Source organism: Halomonas tibetensis (genome assembly GCF_042643535.1).
GTDB lineage: Bacteria > Pseudomonadota > Gammaproteobacteria > Pseudomonadales > Halomonadaceae > Halomonas > Halomonas tibetensis.
In genome coordinates this window covers 1-19,671 of the sequence record NZ_JBHRSQ010000011.1, presented here as the reverse complement: position 1 = coordinate 19,671, position 19,671 = coordinate 1, and the positions used below count along the sequence as shown (strand labels likewise).

Genomic DNA, 19,671 nt, shown 5'->3' with positions numbered 1-19,671 from the left:
GATACCCATGACAGCCACAGCTAATACCTCCCGAGAGCCGGTGCTGAGCCTGCGCCAACTGACCATCGCCCTGCCCGAGGGGGCCGACCGCGAGCACGCCGTGGAGGAGGTCAGCTACGACGTCGCCCGGGGCGAGATTCTCTGCGTGGTGGGCGAGTCGGGCTCCGGCAAGTCCATGGCCGCCAACGCCGTGATGGGCCTGCTGCCCAAGGGCGTGCGCCCGGTGGGTGGCCAGGCGATCTTCGACGGCCAGGACCTGCTCACCCTCACCGAGAAACAGCACCGCAAGCTGCGCGGCCTGCGCATCGGCATGATCTTCCAGGAGCCGATGACCGCCCTCAACCCGCTGATGCGGGTAGGCGCGCAGATCAGCGAGGTCTTCGAGGCCCATGGCCGGCTGAGCGGCCGGGAGCGCCAGGAGCAGGCGTTGGCCCTGCTCACCGAGGTGGGTATCCCCGACCCCGCGAAGGCGATCCGCGCCTACCCCTTCCAGCTCTCCGGGGGCCAGCGCCAGCGGGTCATGATCGCCATGGCACTGGCCCTGGAGCCGGAGCTGCTGATCGCCGACGAGCCCACCACGGCGCTGGACGTCACCACCCAGGCCCAGATCCTCGAGCTGATCCGCGACCTCCAGGCACGCCGGGGCATGTCGGTCATGTTTATCACCCACGACTTCGGCGTGGTTGCCGAGGTCGCCAACCGTGTCTGCGTGATGCGCCACGGACGCATCGTCGAACTCGGCGAGGCCGAGGAAGTGCTCAAGCATCCGCAGCACGACTACACTCGGGCACTGATCGAGGCGATCCCCAGCAATGTGATACCCGAGGCGCGGGGGGCCGAAACCGATACCGCCCTGCTCGAGGTAGCAGGGCTAAACAAGGTGTTCCGTTCCAAGGGAGGGCTCTTCAAGCCGGCCCGAGAAGTGCATGCCCTGCAGGATGTCTCCTTCTCGCTGGTCAAGGGCGAGACTATCGGCATTGTCGGCGAGTCGGGCTCCGGCAAGTCGACGCTGGGCCGCTGCGTGGTTCGCCTTGAGCGCCCTGACAGTGGCACCCTCAGCCTTTCAGGCACCGACTTCATGAACCTCAAAGGCGAAGCGCTGCGCCGCGAACGTCATCGGGTACAGATGATTTTCCAGGACCCCTACGCCTCCCTGAACCCTCGCACGCGGGTGGGGATGGCTATCGCCCAGGGGCCCATCGCCAACGGTGTCCCCAAGGCCAAGGCCCTGTCACAGGCCGACGATCTGCTCGATCTCGTGGGGCTCGGGGGCACCGCCGACCGCTTCCCCCATGAGTTCTCCGGCGGCCAGCGCCAGCGCATCGGTATCGCCCGGGCGCTGGCCCTGAATCCGGAGCTGATCGTCGCCGACGAGGCGGTCTCGGCGCTGGACGTGTCGATCCAGGCGCAGATCCTCGAGCTCCTCGAGGATCTCAAGCAGAAGCTGTCGCTGTCGCTGCTCTTCATCACCCATGACCTGCGGGTCGCCGCCCAGATCTGCGACCGTATCATCGTCATGCAGAACGGTCGCATCGTCGAGCAGGGGTCGGCCCGGGATGTCTTCCTGGCCCCGCAGGCGGCTTATACTCGCCAACTGCTCGACGCCATCCCGGGCCGCGAACACGAACTCGCCAGTGCCTGACAGGTGCCTGATAGCGGCCTGACAAGATGTCCGACAAGGAGAGAACGTAACGAATGGACGCCCTGCTGAAGGAGATTGCCGAGCGGATCGGCCCGGCCAATGTGCTGGTCGGTGACGATGTGACGGCACGCCGCGTCGACTGGCTCACCGGCGCGCCCTGCCGCGCCGGCGCCATCGTGCGCCCCGCCTCCACCGACGAGCTCGCCGCGGTGATGCGCGCCTGCCATGCCGCTCGCCAGCCGGTGGTCACCCACGGCGGCCTGACCGGGCTGGTGCACGGCGCCGAAGCCGCCCCGGAGGAGCTGGTCATCTCACTGGAACGCATGAGTGCTATCGAGGCAGTTGATCCGGTGGGTGGCACCCTGACCGCCCAGGCCGGCGCCCCGCTGCAGCGCGTCCAGGAGGCGGCCGAGGAGGTCGGACTCCAGTTCCCCCTGGACCTGGGGGCCCGGGGCAGCTGCACCATCGGCGGCAACATCGCCACCAACGCCGGCGGGATCCGCGTGATCCGCTACGGCATGATGCGCCAGCAGGTGCTGGGGCTGGAGGCCGTGCTCGCTGACGGCAGCGTGGTCAGCTCGCTCAACCACATGCTCAAGAACAACGCCGGCTTCGATCTCAAGCAGCTGTTTATCGGCAGCGAGGGGACTCTCGGCATCGTGACCCGTGCGGTACTTCGCCTGCAGCCCCCCGCCCCGGACGTGCAGACGGCGCTGGTCGCCTGCCCGAGTTTCTCGGCCCTGACCGGGCTGCTCGGGCACATGGGGCGTGCGCTGGGCGGCAGCCTGGCGGCGTTCGAGGCGATGTGGCAGAGCCACTACCGCCTACTCACCGAGGAGAGCGGCCGACACCCGCCACCGCTGGCGACCGACGCCCCCTTCTATGTGATCCTGGAGTCCCTGGGCACCGACCCGGACGCCCACGCGGCCCAGTTCTCCCGGGCCCTGGAGGCGGCGCTGGAGGAGGAGCTGATCGACGACGCCGTGCTCGCCCAGTCGACGCAGCAGCGTCACGGCATCTGGGCCATCCGAGAGGACATCGAGGGGTTGATCCAGGCACTCTCGCCGCTCTTCACCTTCGATGTCAGCCTGCCGATCGCCGCCATGGAGCGCTACGTGGAGGATCTCGAGGCGGCATTGCACCGGGCCTGGCCAAAGGGACGACTGGTGACCTTCGGCCACCTGGGTGACGGCAACCTGCACCTGTCGGTTGGCGTGGGGGTTAGCGACCCGGCGACCCGCGCCGCGGTGGAATCCCTTGTCTACACGCCGCTGGCCGAGTTGGGCGGTTCGGTCTCCGCCGAGCACGGCATCGGCCTGGAGAAGCGCGACTTCCTGGCGGTTTGTCGAACGCCGGAGGAGATCGCCCTGATGCACACCCTCAAGCAGGCGCTGGACCCGCAGGGGCTGCTCAATCGCCACAAGGTGCTGCCCCACGGGGCAGGCTGAGTGTCTGGCATGCGTATGTTGGCCAAGCGCTGGCAGCGGGCGACAGAGGCCCGCCCGCTGCTCGGGACTGTGGCGCTGATTGCCGCCATCGGACTCTTCTGGGGCGGCAACTGGCCGGCGGTGCGCTTCATCCTGATGGACCTGCCGCCCTTCACGCTGCGCGCCATCGGCTTCTCGGGCGGGGCGTTGATGCTCCTGACATGGGCCCGCTGGCGGCGCCTGCCGCTGGCCGTGTCGGCCGCGGAGTGGCCCTGGCTGGCCGTTACCGGGATATTCACCATCCTCGGCTTCAACCTGGCCACGGCCTTCGCCCAGCTCAACATGCCCACCTCCCAGGCGGCGATCATCGCCTTCACCATGCCCTGCTGGGCCCTGCTGCTGGCTCGATGGATTCTCGGTCAGCGCATCACGGGCCGCCAGTGGCTGGGGCTGGCGTGCGGCCAGGCAGGCCTACTGGTACTGCTTGGCCCCGCCGCCCTGGAGGCAGGGCGCCAGGGGCTCATAGGGCCAATGCTGGCGCTGGGTGCCGCGCTCTCCTGGGCGCTGGGAACGGTGCTGATCAAGCGCCGGGGCGAGTGGCAGGCTCATCCCGCCGTGATCACCGGCTGGCAATTCGCCCTCTGTGCCCTGCCCATGATTCTGATGATGGTCTGGCGCGAGTCGCCCCCTCACCCCGCCACCTGGCAGGGGACCACCTGGCTGGCCCTGGGCTACCATCTGGTGTTCTCGATCGGGCTGGCCCAGATGCTGTGGTTCATGAACGTGAACCGGCTGAGCGTGGCCCAGGCCACTATCTCGACCCTGATCATCCCGACCGTTGGCGTCTCGAGCGCCATCCTGCTGCTCGGAGAGCCCCTCAGTATCACGGTCTTTATTGCCCTGCTGCTGACGCTGGCGGCCGTGGCCATTGTCATGCTCTTCAAGCGCACGGCACCATAATCCACCACTTTTACGGGAGACTTCGATGCCGACCCTTCCCCCCCACCTGACCGGCGACGGCCCCGACAACCCCTTCCCCGGCGTGCGCGTGCTGGAGCGCCGCCTGGGTCGCGAGATCCCCCATCAGCTCGGCTCCAACGAGGGGCTCGACATGCCCCACCGGGCCCTGCGCGAGCACTTCGGCGACGCCATGACCGCCCACGTCTACAGCTACGGCGACAGCGAGGCCCTGGGCATCCGCCGTCGCCTGTCCGAGCAGAAGGGCATCCCCCTGGAGGCCATGCTGGTGGACGCCGGCGCCGACAGCCTGATCGCGCTGGCCCTGCGGGCCGTCGCCGAACCCGGCGTGGCCGTGGTGAGCACCACCGGCACCTACCCCACCTTCGGCTACTTCGCCCGCGGCCAGGGCTGCCGCCTCGTGGAGGTCCCCTACGACGAAGGCCCCGGCCGCCTGGCGCCCGACCTGGACGCCCTGGCCCGGGCCGCGAGGGACCATCAGGCACGGCTGGTCTACCTGGCCAATCCCGACAACCCCGGCGGCCACCTGCATCGCGATGACGACGTGCTGGCCCTGCGCGAGGCACTGCCCGACAACTGCTGGCTGCTGCTGGACGAGGCGTATCACGATTTCCGCGAGGACGCCGACGGCGAATTCGGCCGGCGGGTGCTGCCCGGAGTGATCCGCTTGCGCACCCTCTCCAAGGCCCATGGCCTGGCCGGCCTGAGGGTCGGCTACGCCATCGCCGAGCCGGCGACCCTGGCGGTGATGATGAAGGTGAGAATCCACTACGCGGTGTCGACCCTGACCCAGGCCGCCGCCGAGGTGGTGCTGGATCATCCCGACGAGGTCGACGCCCACGTGGCCGCGGTGCGCGAACGCCGGGAGCGTCTGGCGGCGCAGTTCCGCGCCCTGGGCGCCGACGTGTTGCCGAGCAGCACCAACTTTGTCGGCATTCGCCTGGCCAGCGCCGATCTGGCCGGCCGAGTGCACCAGGCCCTCCTCGACGAGGGCAAGCTGATCGCCCGCCCCGCCGACCCCGCGCTGGGCCATGTGCTGCGGATCACCGCCGTGGAGGACGCTCTGGTTCCCGGGCGACTGGCGACCCTTGAACAGGCCCTCAAGCGCTAGCCAAACGGGAAAAGCCGCGCCATAGTGGCATCCATTAGCCTGCAAATAACGGAATCGATATGGATGCCATCCGACGCCACTCATTCTGGATCATCGTGCTCGGCGGCCTGGTGATCAGTCTGGCCATGGGCCTGCGCCACGGCTTCGGGCTGTTCCTCGAGCCCATGAGCTCGGAGCTGGGCTGGGGCCGCGGTGTCTTCGCCTTCGCCCTGGCGCTGCAGAACCTGCTGTGGGGGCTCTCCCAGCCCTTTGCCGGCGCCCTGGCCGACCGCTTCGGCGCCGCCCGGGTGGTGGTGGTGGGTGGCGCCCTCTATGCCCTGGGCCTGCTGTTCATGGGGGTCTCGGAGTCGGCCCTGGGCATGACCCTCTCCGCCGGCGTGCTGATCGGTCTGGGCCTCTCCGGCACCACCTTCTCGGTAATCCTCGGCGCCGTGGGTCGCGCCGTGGCCCCGGAGAAGCGCAGCATGGCCATGGGGATCGTCAGCGCCGCCGGCTCCTTCGGCCAGTTTGCCATGCTCCCCGGCACCCTGGGCCTGATGGGCTGGCTGGGGTGGTCGGCGGCGCTGCTGGCCATGGGCGCCATCGCCGCGCTGATGCTACCCCTCGGTGCCATGCTGCGTGATCGCCCCTCGGCCAAGGCCGCCAGCGATATCAGCCTGGGCGCCGCGCTCGACGAGGCCGCCAACCATCGCGGCTTCTGGCTGCTCTGCCTGGGCTTCTTCGTCTGCGGCTTCCAGGTGGTGTTTATTGGCGTTCATCTGCCCGGCTACCTGTTCGACAGCGGCATCGCCGTGCACGTAGGCAGCACCGTGCTGGCCCTGGTCGGCCTGTTCAACATCTTCGGCACCTACGCCGCCGGCTGGCTGGGGGGGCGCTACTCCAAACCCCGCCTGCTCACCTGGCTCTACCTGATCCGCGGCGTGGTGATTACCCTGTTCCTGGTCGCCCCGCTGAGCCCGGCCAGCGCTTATCTGTTCGGCATCGCCATGGGGCTGCTGTGGCTATCCACGGTGCCGCTGACCAACGGCATCGTCGCTTCGGTGTTCGGCGTCCAGCATCTCTCCATGCTGGGCGGCATCGTCTTCCTCTTCCACCAGCTCGGCTCCTTTATGGGTGTCTGGCTGGGGGGCTTCCTGTATGACTTGCAGGGGGACTACGCGGTGGTGTGGAACATCGCCATCCTGCTCTCTGTGGTAGCCGCCGCCCTGCACTGGTTCATCAATGAGCAGCCGGTCAGCCGCCCCGCCCCGACGGAGGTCGAAGCATGAGCCGCTCTCGCCTGCTGCTGCTCGCCGCGGCGACCCTCACCGCAAGCGCCCTGGCGCTGGTGTGGTGGGGCTGGCACCACCTCGACGCCGCCCAGCTGCTGCTGGGCAGCCGGCTCTGCTGAGAGCCACCGCCGAGCGATCGGCCACCAGGGGCAGCGCGCGGTCTGGTAGAGCGGGGCATGGCCCGCCGGGAGGAGTCGCATGCACGATGACGACATACCGCACCGCCGCCGGTGTGGCCTCCTTGTAGTGATTCCGGGCTTACTTCTCGGCCTGCTGATGTCGGGATGCAGCGCGATTGAACGCCATCACGAGGCTCTGCTGGTGCTCGGCGACCTGGCCGCCGGAGAGGGACCGAGCCGGCTGAAGGCGCGAACGCCTACGCCCAACCGTGAACGACTCGCCTACGTCGTGGAGGAGCGCCGCTATGTGGCGGACCTCTATCATCCGCCGGCCTCTCACCGCGGCACCCTGATCCTGGTCCATGGCCTCACCGAGGCGGGTCGGCATGATCCGCGGCTGATGGCGTTCGCCCAAACCCTGGCGCGGGCCGGTTTCACGGTGCTGGTACCGGAGCTGGACGGCCTGCGCCACTTCTCGGTCGGCACCCGCGAGGTGCAAGGCATCGCCGATGCCATTCGCCATGCTAGCGCCGAACTGCCCATGGCCAGGCAAGGCCCGGCACTCGCCGCCATCAGCTTCGCCACGGGGCCCGCGCTGCTGGCCGCCATGCAGCCTGACACCGCTCATCGGGTACGCTTCGTGATCGCCGTGGGCGGCTATTACGACCTGACCGACCTGCTGCGCTACGCCACGACCGGGGAGGATCGCGGTGGCGTCGGTCTCCAGGCGCCTCCCCCCCATCGCGATGTGCGCTGGGTCATGTTGCGCAGCCAGCTTCACCACCTGGAAGATGCCGACGATCGGGCGCGTCTGGACGCCATCGCGCGACGTCGCCTGGCCGGGGACGAGGCATCCGACCATGGCGTGGCCGAGATGGGCCCCCAGGGAAAGGCGCTGTATGAGTTGGTGACCAATCGTGACCCGGCGCGCGTCACGTCACTGATCGAAGCCCTGCCGTCATCGCTGCTCGATCAGTTCAACGCGCTGGACCTCACCGCTCGCGATCTTGGCTCCCTCAAGGCACGGCTGGTCCTGGTTCACGGCCCTGACGACCGGGTGATTCCGATCAGCCACTCGCGGCGGCTGAGAGATGCCCTGCCCTCCCACCAGGCACAACTCTTCGAGGCCGAGGGGCTCGGGCACGTAGAGGTGTCTTCGAACTGGCGAGACGGCTGGACACTGTGGCGGGCGATTCATCATGTGCTCAAGTTGGGAGAGGATAAGGGCACCAGCCGGTAACATGGACGCCTCCCCCGGTTCGGCCATCGATTCGCATCGGCGCCGCTTAGCGACTCGTCGCTTTATGATGCACAAGGCGGCATGTCGCCTACCGTTGGATGCCATTCGTCAGCCAAACGTACATCATGCAACCAGACACAACAGGAGGTTGCGATGCCCAGCGATGCCAATGCCTTTCAGACCGCCCTGTCCCTGATCCTGGGCATGGACCCGGTGCTGCTCGGCATCGTGGCACTCTCCCTGCAGGTGTCGCTGACCGCGGTGCTGGTGGCCGCCCTGCTCGCCCTGCCACTGGGGGCGGCGCTGGCGCTGTGGCGATTTCCCGGGCGCGGCGCCCTCATCGTGGTACTCAATGCCCTGATGGGCCTGCCGCCGGTAGTGGCAGGCCTGACCGTCTACCTGATGCTTTCCCGGGCCGGCCCCCTCGGCCAGTTCGGCCTGCTCTTCACTCCCACCGCCATGGTCATCGCCCAGGTGATACTGATCCTGCCGATCATCGCCGCCCTGACCCGGCAGCAGATCGAGGAGCTTCACGGCGAGTATCGCGACCAGCTGCGATCGCTGGGGGTTTCCCGGCCACGCATGATTCCCACCCTGCTGTGGGATGCCCGCTTCTCGCTGCTCACGGTGATACTCGCCGGCTTCGGTCGCGCCAGCGCCGAGGTGGGAGCGGTGATGATCGTCGGAGGCAACATCGACGGCGTCACCCGTGTGATGACCACCGCCATCGTGCTGGAAACCAGCAAGGGCAACCTGCCGCTAGCCCTGGGGCTCGGCCTGGTGCTGCTGGGGCTGGTGCTGCTGGTCAATGCCGCCGCCCACCTGGTCGGCGAGACGGCAAGCCGGAAGCTGGGATGAACGACATGCTCCACTCCCCCACCGCCGCCATGACCGCCACCGCCGATATCGCCCCCCTGGCCTTCGCGGCCGTCAGCGTCACCCACCGCGAACAGGTGCTCCTGCATCCGTTGACCCTGCGCCTGGCCGGCTGCCACCGCACCCTAGTCATGGGCCCCAACGGCGCCGGCAAGAGCCTGCTGCTGCGCCTGGCCCATGGCCTGCTCACGCCCAGCGCGGGACGGGTGCACTGGGAGGGAACCACGCCCCGCCAGGCCATGGCCTTTCAACGCCCGGTGCTGCTGCGGCGCAGCGCCCTGGACAACCTCACCTACGCCCTGGCCGTTACCGGCACGCCGCGCGGCGAACGGCGGGAGCGCGCCAGAGAGGCATTGGCGCGCTTCGGCCTGGCGACGCTGGAGAAACGCCCGGCCAGGGTGCTCTCGGGCGGCGAGCAGCAGCGCCTGGCCCTCGCCCGGGCCTGGCTGACACGCCCCGAGGTGCTGTTCCTGGACGAGCCCACCTCGGCGCTGGACCCGGCGGCGATCCGCGCCGTGGAGGACGCCGTGCTCGATTTCCACCGGCTCGGCACCCGCATTGTCATGACCACCCACGACCTGAACCAGGCCCGCCGCCTCGCCGACGAGGTGGTGCTGCTCTACGGCGGCAGGCTTATCGAGCACACGCCGGCCGACCGCTTCTTCGCTGAGCCGCTGACGCCCGAGGGTCGCGCCTTCCTGCGCGGCGAGCTGGTCTGGTAGCGGACAAGAAAGCACACTGCTCAACAAAAAGAAGTCACCGATGATGGAACGCTTCCTTGTCTTTGCCACCCTGGCCTTCGCCACCCTGACACTGGCCGGCATCAGCCAGGCCCAGGCCAGCGACGACTACATCGTCCTGGCCTCCACCACCTCCACCGAGCAGTCCGGGCTCTTCGGCCATCTGCTGCCGGCCTTCGCCGAGGCCAGCGGGATCCGGGTGCGCGTGGTGGCCGTGGGCACCGGCCAGGCCTTCGAGATCGCTCGGCGCGGCGATGCCGACAGCCTGCTGGTCCACGATACCGACGGCGAGGAGCGCTTCGTCGCCGAAGGCTTCGCTGCCGAGCGCGCCGACGTGATGGCCAACGACTTCGTGATCATCGGCCCCGGCCATGACCCGGCGGGCATCGCCAAGGCCGAGACGGTGGTCGACGCCCTTGCGCGCATCGCCGAAACCCAGGCTCCCTTCGCATCCCGCGGTGACGACAGCGGCACCCACCGGGCCGAGCAGCGCCTGTGGGAAGCCGCCGGTGTCGACCCCGGCGGCACCTGGTATCGCGAACTTGGCAGCGGCATGGGGCAAACGCTCAACACCACCGCCGCCATGGATGCCTACACGATGAGCGACCGCGCCACCTGGGTTGCCTTCGAGAACCCCCAGAATCTGACACTGCTATTAGAAGGCGACGAGGCGCTGTTCAACCCGTACGGCAGCCTGCTGATTGACCCCCAGCGTCACCCCCATCTCAAGCACGATCTGGCCGAGCAGTGGCACCGGTGGCTGCTTTCCGCGGATGGCCAGCAGGCCATCGCCGACTTCACGGTCAAGGGCCAGCAGCTATTCTTCCCCAGCGCCAATTCGATGTCGGGGTCGATGTCGGGGTCAGACCCTTAAATTCTGTCGGGGTCAGACCCTTAAATTCCCTTAAGGGTCTGACCCCGGGGCGGATGACCCCGGGGTGGGGTTCCGGCGGCGGCGTCGAGCCGCTGCAGCAAGTCGTCGAGCTCGTTGCTCAGGAAGCGTGGCTCCACGCACTCGCCGAGATGCCCCTCGGCAAAGCGCAGGAAGCCCAGCGCCGCATGGGAGAGGCGCCGGTCGCGGCGCACAATGAACTGCCAGTGGCTCTCGATGGGCAGGCCTGTTACCGGCAGGATCGCGATGTCGGGGTGCTCCGGCGGTAATACGTGCTCTGAGAGCACGGCGAGCCCCATGCCGGCGGCCACGCCGACGCGAATCGCCTCGTTGCTGGCCATCTGCAGGGTGGGCCCCAGCGACAACCCCTGCTCCTGCAGCCAGCTCTCGAACAGCATGCGGGTGGCCGAACCCGGCTCGCGCAGCAGGAAACGCTCCTCGAGCAGCTCGCCCATGGCGATGTGATCGCGGTCGGCCAGCCGGTGCCCCCGCGGCGCTACCGCTACCAGAGGATTGCGCAGGAAACGTCCGGCCAGGGCGTGGGCCAGGGATGGCGGGTGGCTGAAGACGTAAAGGTCGTCCTCCTGGCGCTCGAAGCGAGTGAGCATCTGGCGGCGGTTGCCGATATGCACGGTGACGTCCACCTCGGGGAACGCCTGGCTGTAAGGGCCAAGCAGGCGCGGCAGCACGTACTGAGCGGTATTGACCAAGGCGATGGAAAATCGGCCCCGCTCGCCACCGCCCAGTGCGGCGAGGTAGTCGTCGAAGTCGGCGAAGCGGCCCAGCACCTCACGGCTTGCCCGGTAAAGCTCGGCGCCCGCCTCGGTTGTCACCTGCCGCCCCTGCCGGCTCTCAAGCAGCGGCTCGCCCACCGCGCTGGTCAGGCGTTTGAGCTGCTGGGAGACGGTGGGCTGGGTAAGGTGGAGCTGTCGCGCCGCTTCGCTGAACGAGCCGCTGCGCACGACTGCCACATAGACCTGCAGCAACCGGAAGGTGAGGTGCCGGATATTCATGAAGGTCTGTCTTTCCCTTAGTTATTGATGATTATCTATGCATTATCGCTCTAGTTTTTGTTGGCATCCATGGCCTACCCTGAGGAGAATGCCCGCCGACGCCTCCTACGTACGAGATGCCCTTGATGCCTGATATCGTGGTGATGTTCTTCCTGCTCGGTCTCCTGGCCGGGTTGGTAAAATCCGACCTGACCATTCCCAAGGCCGCCTACGACACCCTGAGCCTGCTGCTGATGCTGACCATCGGTCTCAAGGGTGGCATGGCGCTCTACGGCAACCTGGGCTGGTCGCTGCTGCCCGAGCTGGTCGCCGTGGCGGCACTCGGTGCGGTCATCCCGCTGGCCCTGATGCCGGTGCTTCGCCGGCTGGTCCGCCTTTCACCCGCCGACAGCGCCAGCCTTGCCGCCCACTACGGCTCGGTCAGCGCCGGCACCTTCGCGGTGGCGCTGGCCTTCGCCGAGGGGCGCGGCCTGCCGATCGGTGCCGAAGTCACCCTGTATCTCGTCATGATGGAGCTGCCGGCTATCATGGTGGCCATCGCGCTCTATCGCCGCCACCAGGGTAGTAGCTCCGGGGAGGCGATGCAGGGCATCTGGCACGAAACGCTGACCAACCGCGGGGTGATTCTGCTCGCCGGCGGCGCGGTCATCGGCGCCATGTACGGCCCCATGGAGGGCGCCAACGTCACCGAACTCTTCACCGGCGCCTTCCATGCCGTGCTCGCCCTCTTCCTGCTGCAGATGGGCCTGACCGCCGCCGAGACGCTGCGCCCCATCCCCTGGCATCACTGGCGGCTGCTTACCTTCGCCCTGGTCGCCCCGCCGCTGCTGTCCCTGGCCGGCCTGGCCGTGGGCCTGGCGCTGGGCCTACCCACCGGATCGGTGCTGATCCTCACAGCACTGGCCGCCAGCGCCTCCTATATTGCCGCCCCGGCCGCCATGCGCACCGCCATTCCACAGGCCAATATCGGGCTGGCGATGCTCGCCGCACTGGGCTTCACTTTCCCGCTCAACGTGATCCTGGGCATTCCGCTCTACCACCAGCTGATCACTTGGCTGGCCGGATAACATCTGGCCGGCGGGATAAGACACGTGAGGGGCAGCCATGGTGGCTGCCCCTCTTTTTTTGCACCTCTGATTTACGTTCCTGGTTGGCGCTTCTGGTTTACGTTCCTGGTTGGCGCCTGTGATTAAGACGCCGAGGCGGCGTGCCGTCTTTCTGCCTTGACCTGCTCCTGCGCTTGCGACATTCGTCTAAGCGGCAGATGGCTGCACTTTACGTTAACGTCAACCTGACCTAATCTGGTGCCATCACCGAATTTCATCACCCGACAAGAACCGGAGCCCCGCCCATGCATACCCCCTTCAAGCCCCTCGACTTCGGCCTCGACGACGAACTGAACATGCTGCGCGACCAGGTCAACGCCTTCGCGCGTGACGAGATCGCGCCGCGCGCCGCCGAGATCGATGAGAAGAACGAGTTCCCCAACGACCTCTGGCAGAAGTTTGGCGACATGGGCCTGCTCGGCATCACCGTCTCCGAGGAAGACGGCGGCACCGGCATGGGGTATCTGGCGCACTGTATCGCCCTGGAAGAGATTTCCCGGGCCAGCGCCTCGGTGGGCCTCTCCTACGGCGCGCACTCCAACCTCTGCGTGAACCAGTTCAAGATCAACGCCACTGCCGAGCAGAAGGCCAAGTACCTGCCCAAGCTGATGAGCGGCGAGCACATCGGCGCGCTGGCCATGTCCGAGCCGGGCGCCGGCTCCGACGTGGTCTCCATGAAGCTGCGCGCCCGGAAGGAAGGTAGCAAGTACATCCTCAACGGCAACAAGATGTGGATCACCAACGGCCCCGACGCCCACGTGCTGGTGGTCTACGCCAAGACCGATCCCGACGCGGGCTCCAAGGGCATCACCGCCTTTATCATCGAGAAGGGCATGCCCGGCTTCACTACGGCCCAGAAACTCGACAAGCTCGGCATGCGCGGCTCCAACACCTGCGAGCTGGTGTTCCAGGACTGCGAAGTGCCTGAAGAGAACATCCTCGGCGAGCTGAACCGTGGCGTGCGCGTGCTGATGAGCGGTCTGGACTACGAGCGCACCGTGCTGGCCGCCGGCCCCATCGGCATCATGCAGGCCGCCCTGGACATCGTGGTGCCCTACATCCATGAGCGTAAGCAGTTCGGCCAGTCCATCGGCGAGTTCCAGCTGGTGCAGGGCAAGGTGGCCGACATGTACACCACCCTGAACGCCTGCCGCGCCTACCTCTATGCCGTGGCCGCCGGCTGCGATCGCGGCCAGACCTCCCGCAAGGACGCCGCCGGCGTCATCCTCTACTGCGCGGAGAAGGCCACCCAGGTGGCGCTGGACGCCATCCAGCTGCTGGGCGGGAACGGATACATCAACGAGTACCCCACCGGCCGCCTGCTGCGCGACGCCAAGCTCTACGAGATCGGCGCCGGCACCAGCGAGATCCGCCGGATGCTGATCGGCCGCGAACTCTTCAACGAATCCAAGTAAGGGTAGGCCCATGGCAATCCTGCAGACACAGATCAATCCGCGCAGCGACGGCTTCCAGACCAACGAGTCGACCATGCGCGCCGAGGTGATGAAGCTGCGCGAGCTGACCGCTGCCATCGCCCAGGGCGGTGGTGAAAAAGCCCGCGTTCGCCACGAGTCCCGCGGCAAGCTGTTCGTTCGCGACCGCATCGACCATCTGATCGACGAAGGCTCGCCCTTCCTCGAGTTCTCGGCGCTGGCCGCCCATGAGATGTACGACACGTCGATTCCGGCCGCCGGCGTGGTCACCGGCATCGGCCGCGTCAGCGGCGTCGAGTGTGTGATCGTCGCCAATGACGCCACCGTCAAGGGCGGCACCTACTTCCCGCTCACCGTACGCAAGCACATCCGCGCCCAGGAGATCGCCCGCAAGCACCGCCTGCCGTGCATCTACCTGGTCGACTCCGGCGGCGCCTTCCTGCCCCGCCAGGATGAGGTCTTCCCGGATCGCGACCACTTCGGCCGCATCTTCTACAACCAGGCCACGCTCTCCGCCGAGGGCATCCCGCAGATTGCCGTGGTCATGGGCTCCTGCACCGCCGGCGGCGCCTACGTGCCGGCCATGGCCGACGAGTCGATCATCGTCCGTGAGCAGGGCACCATCTTCCTGGGCGGCCCGCCCCTGGTGAAGGCCGCCACCGGCGAGAGCATCAGCGCCGAGGACCTGGGCGGCGCCGACGTGCACGCCAAGAAGAGCGGCGTGGCCGACCACTACGCCGAGAACGACGCCCACGCCCTGCAGCTCTGCCGCGCCTGCGTCTCGCGCCTCAACTGGCAGAAGCGCGGTCAGCTGAAGATGCAGGAGCCCAAGCCCCCACGCCTGGATCCGAGCGAGATCTACGGCATCGTCGGCACCGATCTCAAGAAGCCCTATGACGTTCGCGAGGTGATCGCGCGCATCGTCGACGACTCCGACTTCGACGAGTTCAAGCGCTACTACGGCGACACCCTGGTCACCGGCTTCGCCCATATCCACGGCTACCCGGTGGGTATCGTCGCCAACAACGGCGTGCTCTTCTCCGAGTCCGCGGTCAAGGGTGCGCACTTCATCGAACTCTGCGCCCAGCGCAAGATCCCGCTGATCTTCCTGCAGAACATCACCGGTTTCATGGTGGGCTCCAAGTACGAGCACGAGGGCATCGCCAAACACGGCGCCAAGCTGGTCACCGCGGTGGCCTGCGCCCGGGTGCCCAAGTTTACCGTGCTGATCGGCGGTAGCTTCGGCGCCGGCAACTACGGCATGTGCGGCCGCGCCTACGATCCCAACCTGCTGTTTATGTGGCCCAACGCGCGCATCTCGGTGATGGGCGGCGAGCAGGCCGCCGGCGTACTGGCCCAGGTCAAGCGCGAGCAGATCGAGCGCGAGGGCCGCGAGTGGACCAGGGAGGAGGAAGAGGCCTTCAAGCAGCCCACACGCGAACAGTACGAGCACCAGGGCCACCCCTACTACGCCAGTGCACGGCTGTGGGACGACGGCGTGATCGACCCGGCCCAGACCCGCGACGTGCTGGGCCTGTCGCTGGCCGCCGCCATGAATGCCGAGGTCGAAGAGACCAAATTCGGCGTGTTCCGGATGTAAGGAAGGATGTCCCCCATGGCAACGCAACAGACCTTCTCACGGCTGGAACTGGATGACCGCGGCATCGCCTGGCTTACGCTGGAGCGCCCCGAGGTTCACAACGCCTTCGACGACAGCCTGATCGCCGAGCTCAACGCCCACCTGGAGCGGCTGCATGAGGCCGCCCTCCATGGCGAGGTGCGCGCGGTGGTGCTTGGCTCCGAGGGCAAGAGCTTCTCGGCCGGAGCCGACCTCGGCTGGATGAAACGCATGGTCGAGTACGACTTCGACGGCAACCTGAGTGATTCGCGCAAGCTCTCGGCGCTGATGCACGGTCTCGACACCCTGCCCTGCCCCACCCTCTGCCGCGTGCAGGGCGCCACCTTCGGCGGCGCCGTGGGCCTGGCCGCCTGCTGCGATCTGGTCATCGCCAGCGAAAAGGCGAAGTTCTGCCTCTCCGAGGTGAAGATCGGCCTCTCGCCGGCGGTAATCAGCCCCTACGTGCAGCGCGCCATCGGCTCGCGCCAGATGCGCCGCTACGCGCTGACCGCCGAAGTGATGGACGCCCCCACCGCCCTGGCACTGGGGCTGGCCCACCAGGTGGTGGAGCATGATGCCCTCGACGACGCCGTGAAGGCTATGCTCGATGTGGTGCTGGCCGGTTCGCCTCAGGCTCAGCGCGCCACCAAGGCGCTGCTCGCCGAGGTGGCCCGTGCGCCCGACAGCCAGGCCACCCGCGAGCATACCTGCCGGGTGATCTCCGAACTGCGCGTCAGCGCCGAGGGCCAGGAGGGCCTGGCCAGCTTCTTCGAGAAGCGCCGCCCCGACTGGACAACACCCGCCGATCGTCAACAACAGCAGAATGCCGCGGAGCCCCGCTCATGACCTCTGAAGTGAAGAAATTCGATACCCTGCTGGTCGCCAACCGCGGCGAGATCGCCTGCCGGGTGATGCGCACCGCGCGCGCCATGGGCCTGCGCACCGTGGCCGTCTATTCCGATGCCGACGCCAACGCCCGCCACGTGCGCGAGGCCGACGAGGCCGTGCGCCTCGGCCCCGCCGCCGCCCGCGAGAGCTACCTCAAGGTCGAGGCGGTGATCGAGGCGGCGCAGCGCACCGGCGCCGGCGCCATCCACCCCGGCTACGGCTTCCTCTCCGAGAACGGCCCCTTCGTGGAGGCCCTGGATAAGGCCGGCATCACCTTCGTCGGCCCGCCCGCCTCGGCCATCGCCGCCATGGGCGACAAGTCCGCCGCCAAGGAGCGCATGTCCCACGCCGGCGTGCCGCTGGTGCCGGGCTACCACGGCGACGACCAGGACGACGCCCTGCTCAAGGCCGAATCCGACAAGATCGGCTACCCGGTGCTGCTCAAGGCCAGCGCCGGCGGCGGCGGCAAGGGCATGCGCGTGGTGGAGTCCGCCGAGGGCTTCCAGGCCGCCCTGGACGGCTGCCGCCGCGAGTCCCAGGCCGCCTTCGGCGACCAGCGCATGCTGATCGAGAAGTACCTGACCCAGCCGCGCCACGTGGAGGTACAGGTGTTCTGCGACAGCCACGGCAACGGTGTCTACCTGTTCGAGCGCGACTGCTCCGTGCAGCGCCGCCATCAGAAAGTGCTGGAAGAGGCGCCGGCCCCGGGCATGAGCCCCGAACTGCGCTGCGAGATGGGCGAGGCCGCGGTGCGCGCCGCCAAGGAAATCGGCTACGTAGGCGCCGGAACGGTAGAATTTCTGCTGGACGCTGATGGTTCTTTCTTCTTTATGGAGATGAACACGCGCCTGCAGGTGGAGCACCCGGTGACCGAGATGATCACCGGCCAGGACTTGGTCGAGTGGCAGCTGCGCGTCGCCATGGGCGAGAGACTCCCCCTCGCGCAAGATGAATTGACCATCACCGGCCACAGCTTCGAGGCGCGCCTCTACGCCGAAGACCCAGAGCAGGATTTCCTGCCCGCCACCGGTGAGCTGACCCGTTTCGCCATGGACCTCGAGGGCGCCGGCCTGGACCCCAGCCTCGTACGTCTGGACAGCGGCGTGGAGACCGGCGACGTCGTCTCCATGCACTACGACCCGATGCTTGCCAAGCTGATCGTCCACGGCGACGACCGCGACCAGGCGCTGGCCACCCTCAACCGGGCGCTGGCCGCCCTGGACGTGCAGGGCGTGGTCACTAACCGCGCCTTCCTGCAGCGGCTGGCGACACACCCGGCCTTCCGTAACGCGGAACTGGACACGCGTTTCATCGAGAAGAACGAAGCCACCCTGTTCGCTCCGATCGAGTACGACATCAACGCCTACGCCGGCGCCGCGCTGATCGGCCTCAACCAGCTGGCCCGCGAGTGCGAGAGCGACTCCCCCTGGGACCGCCACGACGGCTTCCGTCTCAACGCCCCGCATACCATCCGGATCGCCCTGTGCCCCACCGGCCAGAACCTGACCAACGCCCAGGCGCCGGACGCCGAGGGTGTCGTGGTGGTCGAGGGCACGCGTGAGACCGGCGCCGATCCCTGGCATCTGACCATCGGCGGCGAGACCCTCACCGCCCGCCTGCAGCACCTGGAAGGCGACGCCGTGGCGGTCACCCTCAACGGCCACCGCCGCCGCCTGCAGGCGCGGCGCGACGGCAACGTCCTGGTGATGGTCGACCCGCGGGGCGAGACTCGCCTGTTCTGGCGCCGCATCGACGCCATCGACCACGGCCAGCACGAGACGGAATCCACCCTCACCGCGCCCATGCACGGCACCGTGGTCGCCCTGCTGGTGGAGGAAGGCCAGAAGGTGGAGAAGGGCATGCCGCTGATGGTCATGGAAGCCATGAAGATGGAGCACACCATGTCCGCGCCCGCCGACGGCCACGTAGCGAGCTTCCACTTCGCCGCCGGCGATACCGTGGGCCAGGGCGACGTGCTGCTCGAGTTCGCCCCGGAGGAGTAAGGAGAGACCCATGGCATTCCCGAAACACGTGCGCCTGGTCGAGGTCGGTCCTCGCGACGGCCTGCAGAACGAGCCCGAGCCGATCAGCACCGCCATCAAGCTGGAGCTGATCGACCGCCTGGGCGCAGCCGGCCTCTCCTACATCGAGGCGGCCAGCTTCGTCTCGCCCAAGTGGGTGCCGCAGATGGCCGACCACCAGCAGGTGATGAAGAACATCGCCCGGCTGGACGGCGTCACCTACGCGGCCCTGACCCCCAACCTCAAGGGGCTGGAAGCGGCCCTTGAGTGTGGCGTCGAGGAGGTGGCCGTGTTCGGCGCCGCCTCGGAGGCCTTCTCGCAGAAGAACATCAACTGCTCCGTGGCCGAGTCCCAGGAGCGCTTCACCCCGGTGCTGGAGCGTGCCCAGCAGGCCGGCGTGCGGGTGCGCGGCTATGTCTCCTGCGTGCTGGGCTGCCCCTACGAGGGCGAGATCGCCCCCGCCAAGGTGGCAGAAGTCGCGAAGGCGCTGTTCGACATGGGCTGCTACGAGGTCTCGCTGGGTGACACCATCGGCGTCGGCACCCCGCTCAAGGCCAAGCGCATGCTCGAGGCCGTGAGCCGCGAGGTGCCCATGGCGCAGCTCGCCGCCCACTTCCACGACACCTACGGCCAGGCGCTGGCCAACCTCTACGCGGTGCTGGAGGAAGGCATCGCGGTGGTCGACAGCTCCATCGCCGGCCTAGGCGGCTGCCCCTATGCCAAGGGCGCCTCCGGCAACGTGGCCAGCGAAGACGTGGTCTACCTGCTCAACGGCCTGGGTATCGAGAGCGGTGTGGATCTGGATGTGCTGGCCGACACTGGCACCTGGATCACACAGACCATCGGGCGTCCCAACCGCTCCAAGGTGGGAGTAGCACTGGCCAGCCGCTGATCGGCGGCTGCCCGCTCTCTACAGCCACAAGGGCGCCTCCGGCAACGTGGCAAGCGAAGACGTGGTCTACCTGCTCAACGGCCTCGGCATCGAGAGCGGCGTGGACCTGGATGTACTGGCCGACACCGGCACCTGGATCACCCAGACCATCGGGAGACCCAACCGCTCCAAGGTGGGGGTGGCGCTGGCCGCCAGGTAATCCCATCGCCAACACGCCAAAGCCCCGAGCCAGGTGACTGACTCGGGGCTTTTCGTTGGGCTCGGGGATTAAAAAATCAGGCTCTTCGTCGTTTCATGTGGATTTGGCCCGATCAAGCATGCGCCCTACTGGGCTACCAATCAGGTAGATCATGGCGATGAAGTTGGCCTCGTTCCGGTAGCCGCGTGCACGTGACCTGGCCGCC

At 67.7% G+C, this 19,671-nt stretch carries 18 protein-coding genes; 17 read left to right on the top strand and 1 reads right to left on the bottom strand.

The genetic code is table 11. The annotated features are described in order from the left end of the window. Positions 1–7: 7 nt before the first annotated feature. From ACFODV_RS08280 to ACFODV_RS08235, 10 genes are all read left to right on the top strand, one after another. Positions 8–1,642, top strand: a complete 1,635-nt coding sequence (locus ACFODV_RS08280; RefSeq protein WP_379757499.1) for an ABC transporter ATP-binding protein — start codon at positions 8–10, stop codon at positions 1,640–1,642. 53 nt (positions 1,643–1,695) lie between these two features. Next, positions 1,696–3,090, top strand: coding sequence for an FAD-binding oxidoreductase (locus ACFODV_RS08275; protein WP_379757496.1), 1,395 nt, complete (start codon positions 1,696–1,698; stop codon positions 3,088–3,090). A gap of 9 nt (positions 3,091–3,099) precedes the next feature. Beyond that, the gene (locus tag ACFODV_RS08270) at positions 3,100–4,029 is read left to right on the top strand and encodes a DMT family transporter (protein ID WP_379757493.1); all 930 of its coding nucleotides are present in this window, start codon (positions 3,100–3,102) and stop codon (positions 4,027–4,029) included. Positions 4,030–4,054: 25 nt separating this feature from the next. Beyond that, positions 4,055–5,158 carry a pyridoxal phosphate-dependent aminotransferase gene (locus ACFODV_RS08265; RefSeq protein ID WP_379757490.1) on the top strand — a complete coding sequence of 368 codons (1,104 nt, stop codon included), beginning with the start codon at positions 4,055–4,057 and terminating at the stop codon, positions 5,156–5,158. A 59-nt stretch (positions 5,159–5,217) separates the two neighbouring features. Next, positions 5,218–6,426: an MFS transporter gene (locus ACFODV_RS08260; RefSeq protein ID WP_379757487.1), complete on the top strand. Its 1,209-nt coding sequence runs from the start codon at positions 5,218–5,220 to the stop codon at positions 6,424–6,426. Beyond that, the gene (locus ACFODV_RS08255; RefSeq protein ID WP_379757485.1) at positions 6,423–6,548 is read left to right on the top strand and encodes a hypothetical protein; all 126 of its coding nucleotides are present in this window, start codon (positions 6,423–6,425) and stop codon (positions 6,546–6,548) included. Before ACFODV_RS08260 ends, ACFODV_RS08255 begins: the two co-directional genes overlap by 4 nt. A gap of 79 nt (positions 6,549–6,627) precedes the next feature. Further along, complete coding sequence (locus tag ACFODV_RS08250) at positions 6,628–7,788, top strand: hypothetical protein (RefSeq protein WP_379757482.1); 1,161 nt, start codon at positions 6,628–6,630, stop codon at positions 7,786–7,788. Positions 7,789–7,941: 153 nt separating this feature from the next. Then, a complete protein-coding gene (locus ACFODV_RS08245) occupies positions 7,942–8,646 on the top strand; it encodes an ABC transporter permease (protein WP_379757479.1) in 705 nt (234 codons plus the stop codon). After that, positions 8,643–9,386, top strand: a complete 744-nt coding sequence (locus ACFODV_RS08240; RefSeq protein WP_379757476.1) for an ATP-binding cassette domain-containing protein — start codon at positions 8,643–8,645, stop codon at positions 9,384–9,386. Before ACFODV_RS08245 ends, ACFODV_RS08240 begins: the two co-directional genes overlap by 4 nt. Positions 9,387–9,426: 40 nt before the next feature. Next, complete coding sequence (locus tag ACFODV_RS08235) at positions 9,427–10,278, top strand: substrate-binding domain-containing protein (RefSeq protein WP_379757473.1); 852 nt, start codon at positions 9,427–9,429, stop codon at positions 10,276–10,278. 20 nt (positions 10,279–10,298) lie between these two features. On the opposite strand, the gene ACFODV_RS08230 is transcribed toward ACFODV_RS08235, so the two are convergent. Then, positions 10,299–11,309 carry a LysR family transcriptional regulator gene (locus ACFODV_RS08230; RefSeq protein ID WP_379757470.1) on the bottom strand — a complete coding sequence of 337 codons (1,011 nt, stop codon included), beginning with the start codon at positions 11,307–11,309 and terminating at the stop codon, positions 10,299–10,301. 125 nt (positions 11,310–11,434) lie between these two features. Here ACFODV_RS08230 and ACFODV_RS08225 point away from each other — a divergent pair, with 125 nt between their 5' ends. From ACFODV_RS08225 to ACFODV_RS08195, 7 genes are all read left to right on the top strand, one after another. After that, complete coding sequence (locus ACFODV_RS08225; RefSeq protein WP_379757467.1) at positions 11,435–12,376, top strand: sodium-dependent bicarbonate transport family permease; 942 nt, start codon at positions 11,435–11,437, stop codon at positions 12,374–12,376. A gap of 284 nt (positions 12,377–12,660) precedes the next feature. Next, positions 12,661–13,830: an isovaleryl-CoA dehydrogenase gene (locus ACFODV_RS08220; protein WP_379757464.1), complete on the top strand. Its 1,170-nt coding sequence runs from the start codon at positions 12,661–12,663 to the stop codon at positions 13,828–13,830. Positions 13,831–13,840: 10 nt separating this feature from the next. Further along, positions 13,841–15,448 carry a carboxyl transferase domain-containing protein gene (locus ACFODV_RS08215; protein WP_379757461.1) on the top strand — a complete coding sequence of 536 codons (1,608 nt, stop codon included), beginning with the start codon at positions 13,841–13,843 and terminating at the stop codon, positions 15,446–15,448. 15 nt (positions 15,449–15,463) lie between these two features. Next, positions 15,464–16,312 carry an enoyl-CoA hydratase-related protein gene (locus ACFODV_RS08210; RefSeq protein WP_379757458.1) on the top strand — a complete coding sequence of 283 codons (849 nt, stop codon included), beginning with the start codon at positions 15,464–15,466 and terminating at the stop codon, positions 16,310–16,312. Beyond that, positions 16,309–18,357 carry an acetyl/propionyl/methylcrotonyl-CoA carboxylase subunit alpha gene (locus tag ACFODV_RS08205; protein ID WP_379757455.1) on the top strand — a complete coding sequence of 683 codons (2,049 nt, stop codon included), beginning with the start codon at positions 16,309–16,311 and terminating at the stop codon, positions 18,355–18,357. The genes ACFODV_RS08210 and ACFODV_RS08205 overlap by 4 nt, the downstream gene beginning before the upstream one ends. 10 nt (positions 18,358–18,367) lie before the next feature. Further along, positions 18,368–19,267, top strand: a complete 900-nt coding sequence (locus ACFODV_RS08200) for a hydroxymethylglutaryl-CoA lyase (RefSeq protein WP_379757452.1) — start codon at positions 18,368–18,370, stop codon at positions 19,265–19,267. 46 nt (positions 19,268–19,313) lie between these two features. Continuing rightward, positions 19,314–19,466: a hypothetical protein gene (locus ACFODV_RS08195; protein WP_379757449.1), complete on the top strand. Its 153-nt coding sequence runs from the start codon at positions 19,314–19,316 to the stop codon at positions 19,464–19,466. The last annotated feature ends 205 nt before the right edge of the window (positions 19,467–19,671 follow it).